The 4467-nt window shown below is 64.4% G+C and carries 4 protein-coding genes; all 4 read left to right on the top strand.

What is annotated here, in order from left to right; genetic code table 11:
* Positions 1-200 precede the first annotated feature (200 nt).
* Entirely contained in the window at positions 201-1481 is a 1281-nt protein-coding gene (locus EN914_RS25590) for a histidine kinase (protein WP_024504763.1), read from the top strand.
* The gene (locus EN914_RS25585; protein WP_127218946.1) at positions 1481-2203 is read left to right on the top strand and encodes a response regulator transcription factor; all 723 of its coding nucleotides are present in this window, start codon (positions 1481-1483) and stop codon (positions 2201-2203) included. The genes EN914_RS25590 and EN914_RS25585 overlap by 1 nt, the downstream gene beginning before the upstream one ends.
* A 114-nt stretch (positions 2204-2317) precedes the next feature.
* On the top strand, positions 2318-3286 hold the full coding sequence (locus EN914_RS25580) for a YihY/virulence factor BrkB family protein (protein WP_224618920.1): 969 nt from the start codon (positions 2318-2320) through the stop codon (positions 3284-3286).
* A 195-nt stretch (positions 3287-3481) separates the two neighbouring features.
* Complete coding sequence (locus EN914_RS25575; RefSeq protein WP_024504760.1) at positions 3482-4372, top strand: SMP-30/gluconolactonase/LRE family protein; 891 nt, start codon at positions 3482-3484, stop codon at positions 4370-4372.
* Positions 4373-4467: the final 95 nt, after the last annotated feature.

The following is a 4467-nucleotide window of genomic DNA, read 5'->3' as shown; positions in this document are numbered from 1 at the left end:
TTTCGCCTGCGCTGACGGAGAACCAAACAAAAAACCCGCCAGTGCGGCGGGTCACCGGCGCAAATCAGCACCATGGACGAAAATGTACCATAGCTGAGGTCACCGGGTCAAGAAAAAATTCCTATGTCCAAAGGCGCCGTCGTTGACAGCGGCGGCGGCATGCGTCCACTATTTCCCGGCACGGGAGGATCGTGAAAGCAATGGCGGAAGTGTCCCTGGTCCTGATCGACCGGCTGCTGGCGATATCGCGGGCGCTTGCCGGCCATATCGATCCCGGCACGGCGTTCCGCGCGACAGCCATCGAGATCGGCTCGCTCATCCCGCACGACCACATGGATCTGGCGGTGCTGTCGCATGATGGGCGCCGGCACGCCTGTTACGAAGCCGGCTTCCACACCAGCTGGAGCGAGCTTGCCCAGCATCCGCTGCCGACCGAAGTCAGCCCGATCCGCTCGGTGCTGTGGGGCGAAGTCCCCTATCTGCTCGCCGACGACGCGCTGAGCGACGAGCGGTTCCATTTCGCCACCGCTATCGATGGTCCGATCTTCGCCGCCAGGCTGCGCAGCCGCATCGTCGTGCCGCTCAGGGCGCGCGGCGGCATCATCGGCGCGCTCAACATCAGCCGGCACGAGGTCGAATGCTACACGCTTGCCGACGTCGCGGTCGCGCAGCAATGCGCCGACCTGATCGCGCCCTACATCTTCGCGCTGATCCAGACCGAGGAGGCGCGCCGCGCCATGCTGGCCGAGAGCGAGGCGCGAAACCGCGTCGAGCTGCTGCGCGTCGGCGCCTCGCAATTGACCGAAGGCATGGAGCGCGAACGCCGGCGCATGGCCATGGACCTGCACGACCAGACGCTTGCCGATCTCGCCCGGATCGCGCGCCAGCTCTCGGCACTTCGCGGCCAGGGCGTGGCGCGGGCAGCACAGCTTGCCGATCTCGAGAAGGAGGTCGCCGGCTGCCTGACGGAACTGCGCCACATCGTCGACGACATGCGGCCGAGCGTGCTTGAACTGTTCGGCCTGCGCGATGCGGTCGAGGCGCATCTCAACCGCAGCGTCGCCAGGGCCAAGCCGCCGATCGCCGTACGCATCGCCGACACCAGCGACGGCGGCGCCGACACCCTGTCGGAGCCAGTGCGGACCGCGCTCTACCGGATCGTGCAGGAAGCGATCAACAATGCCGTTCGCCATGCCGCGCCGCACCGCATCGACGTGCTGCTGGCGTCGACCGCGAGCGTGCTGCGGGTGATCGTCACGGATGACGGCCAGGGCTGCGGCGCCGTTGACCCGGCCGCGTATGGCGGCATCGGCCATATGCACACGCGGGCAGCCCTTATCGGGGCGCGGCTGCGCATCGGCCAGGCCGGCCGCAAGAACGGCGGCACCCGTGTCGTCGTCGAGATCGACCGCCAGCCATCACGGGAACTGGCGGCGGCTGCAACAATGCCTGGCGAACTCGCCGTATCGGAGGCCATGTGATGCTTGTGATGATCGCCGAGAATGACGGGCTGCACCGTAGCTTCGCGCGGCGAACGGTGGAGCAATTGTGGCCCGGTGACGTCGAGGTGATCGAAGCGAGCGACGGCGAGGACGCCATCAACCTGGCGACTGAGCGCGAGCCACTGCATGTCGTGCTCGATTTGCAGATGCCGAAGGCGACGGGAATCGAAGTTGCCAGGGCGATCTGGAACCGCCGCGCCGGCACGCACATCCTGTTCTGGTCGAATTTCGCCGACGAAGCCTATGTGCGCGGCGTGGCGCGCATCGTCCCTCCCGGCTCTGTCTACGGCTATGTGCTGAAATCGGCGACGGAGGAAGGCATGCGGTCCGCCCTGCGCGGGGTTTTCCGCGAAGGCCACTGCATCATCGACCGCGAGATCCGCGGCATCCAGCATCGCGTTCAGGACAAGTTCGAGGGCATCACCGACGGCGAATATGAAAGCCTGATCGACATCGCGCTCGGCCTGACCGACCGGGCGATCGCGGCACGGCGCGGCCTGTCGATCCGTGGTGCGCAGAGCCGCATCAAGCACTGCTACGACAAGCTCGGCATCGTGCCGGCGGAGGACGGCGCCGGCGATGCTTCCGTGTTCAACTCGCGGACGCGGGCGATCTATCTCGCCATGGCGCGTGGCCTGATCAACATCGACGCGCTGCGCCGCGAACAGGACCGGCTCGATGCCTGGCTGGCGGAGCACTGAAACAGCGGCGGCCACAAGCCGGAACATCGGAAGGTCCGGTGCATTGCTAGTGAACGCCAACTCAACGCCTGCGGTACCGAAGTGCGACCCTCATTTGCAGATTCATGGCACCTGGTGCGTGAAAGCGTCGTCGGTTTCATCGACGACAATGCGCTCAGCCATGGTGCGGCGATGGCCTTTTATGCCGCCACCTCGCTGGCGCCGATCTTGCTGATCGTGGTTGCGATTGCTGGTCTCGTCTTCGGCCACGATGCCGCACAATTGGCCTTGTCCGCGCAGATATCAGGGCTGATGGGACCGGAAAGCGCCGATCTCCTCAAGACTGCGCTGGAAAGTGCATCCGGCAGGCTGTACGGCACCTGGGCCGCGATCATAGGGCTGGTCACCTTGCTGGTGGCCGCGTCTGGCGTCTTCGGCGAAATGCAGCAGTCGTTGAACACAATCTGGAAGATCGAACCGCAAGGCAATTCCCTGTCGCGTCTGGTGAGGGCACGGGCCGCCAGTCTGGGGTTGGTGGCCGCACTCGGGTTCCTGTTGCTGGTCTCTCTCATCGCAAGCGCCGCGATTTCGGCACTGGGCGCTTTCATCAACGCCCATCTGCCGTTCGGAACGATCATACTCAGCGGGATCAACGGCGTCGTTTCGTTTGCGCTTATCGCCGTGATGTTTGCCGCCATTTACAAGGTTTTGCCCGATCGAACCCTGGAATGGCGCGATGTGGCAATTGGCGCTGTCGGGACCGCGGCCCTGTTCACATTGGGAAAATCGCTTATCGGCTGGTATATCGGCACCAGCGCGATTGCGTCGTCGTATGGCGCCGCCGGCGGACTGCTCGTGATATTGCTCTGGGTTTACTACTCGTCGGAGATTTTCCTCCTCGGTGCCGAGTTCACGCGCGCCTATTCCGTTCGCCACGGCAGCCGGTCCGATCTGAAGAGGTTGGTTCACAGCCCTCTGCCCGCGCAGCACGACTCATTTCGCGCAGGGCAAAAATCCAACTCTGCCGGCGTTGTCGTGCTCGTGGCGGTGGCTTGCGCGAGCGCAACCTTGACCGCGCTTTTGCGAAGTGTTCGCCGGCCCTGATCTGACGTCGCCGGTATTCTACGCTCGATAGGCACGGGCGACTGTGCAAATGCACAGTCGCCCGTGCGCTTTGACCCGTATCGGCTCGTCGGGACCGCGCCTACGCTCTGCCCCAACAAGAAGACTGTATCGGGAAGCGCTCATGCCATTCGTCACCATGCGGAGTAGCACGGCTGTTCGCGCCGGGAGCCGATGATGTCGGTGCCGGCGCGTGCGCGTCATTCCGGTTTCGACGACGTCGTCGGCGATGCGACCATTGAGATGGTGGCGAGCGGCTTCGGCTTCCTCGAAGGGCCGGTCTGGCATCCCTATGAGAAATGGCTGGTCTTCTCCGACATTCCGGAAAGCCGGATGTATCGCCGCAGTGCCGAGGGCGAGATCGAGCTGTTCCGCGAGCCGAGCCACAAGGCCAATGGCAACACGCTGGACCGCCAGGGGCGGCTGGTCACCTGCGAGCACGCAACGAGCCGCGTGACCCGCGCCGAGCCCAACGGCAGCGCAACAGTGCTTGCCACGCACCATCAGGGCAAGCAGCTCAACAGCCCGAACGATATCGTCGTTGCCACCGGCGGATCGATCTACTTCACCGATCCGGGCTATGGCCGGAGGGAGTTCTATGGCGTGCCACGCCCGCAGGAGCTGCCGTTCCAGGGCGTCTACCGCATCGATGGCGACGGCGCCCGGCTGACATTGCTGGCCGACGATTTCGGGCAGCCGAACGGGCTGTGCTTTTCGCTGGACGAGTCGCGGCTGTTCATCAACGACACCGAACGCGGGCACATCAGGGTGTTCGGCGTCGAAGCCAATGGCGACCTCAATGGCGGCGCGGTGTGGGCAGTAACCGAGGGCGAGGGGCCGGGAGCGCCCGACGGCATGAAGATCGACAGCCGCGGCAATCTTTACTGCACCGGACCCGGCGGCATCCACATTTTCGACGCGTCGGGCACCATTCTTGGCGTCATCCGGACGCCTGAAGATTGCGCGAATTTCACCTTCGGCGACGACGATTTGCAAAGCCTCTACATTGCCGCGTCGACGTCGCTGTACCGGCTCAGGGTGCGCGTGCCGGGATTGAGACTGTTTTGAGCTCGCGACAATCCGTGCTCAAATCAGAGTTGGGAGTGAGGCCGGGGTCAAAGCCGGTGGGAATGCAGCAGTCAACACATCTGGGAGGATAACGA

The sequence above is a fragment of the Mesorhizobium sp. M7A.F.Ca.CA.001.08.2.1 genome (assembly GCF_003998455.1).
Taxonomy (GTDB): domain Bacteria; phylum Pseudomonadota; class Alphaproteobacteria; order Rhizobiales; family Rhizobiaceae; genus Mesorhizobium; species Mesorhizobium ciceri.
Note: the sequence above shows the minus strand (reverse complement) of the source record. Positions and strands in the feature narration are given on the sequence as shown.

What these genes read in the sequence shown, in the direction of transcription:
- EN914_RS25590 (WP_024504763.1), top strand. Translation starts at nt 201, where the DNA reads ATGGCGGAAGTGTCCCTGGTCCTGATCGACCGGCTGCTGGCGATATCG.
- EN914_RS25585 (WP_127218946.1), top strand. Translation starts at nt 1,481, where the DNA reads ATGCTTGTGATGATCGCCGAGAATGACGGGCTGCACCGTAGCTTCGCG.
- EN914_RS25575 (WP_024504760.1), top strand. Translation starts at nt 3,482, where the DNA reads ATGTCGGTGCCGGCGCGTGCGCGTCATTCCGGTTTCGACGACGTCGTC.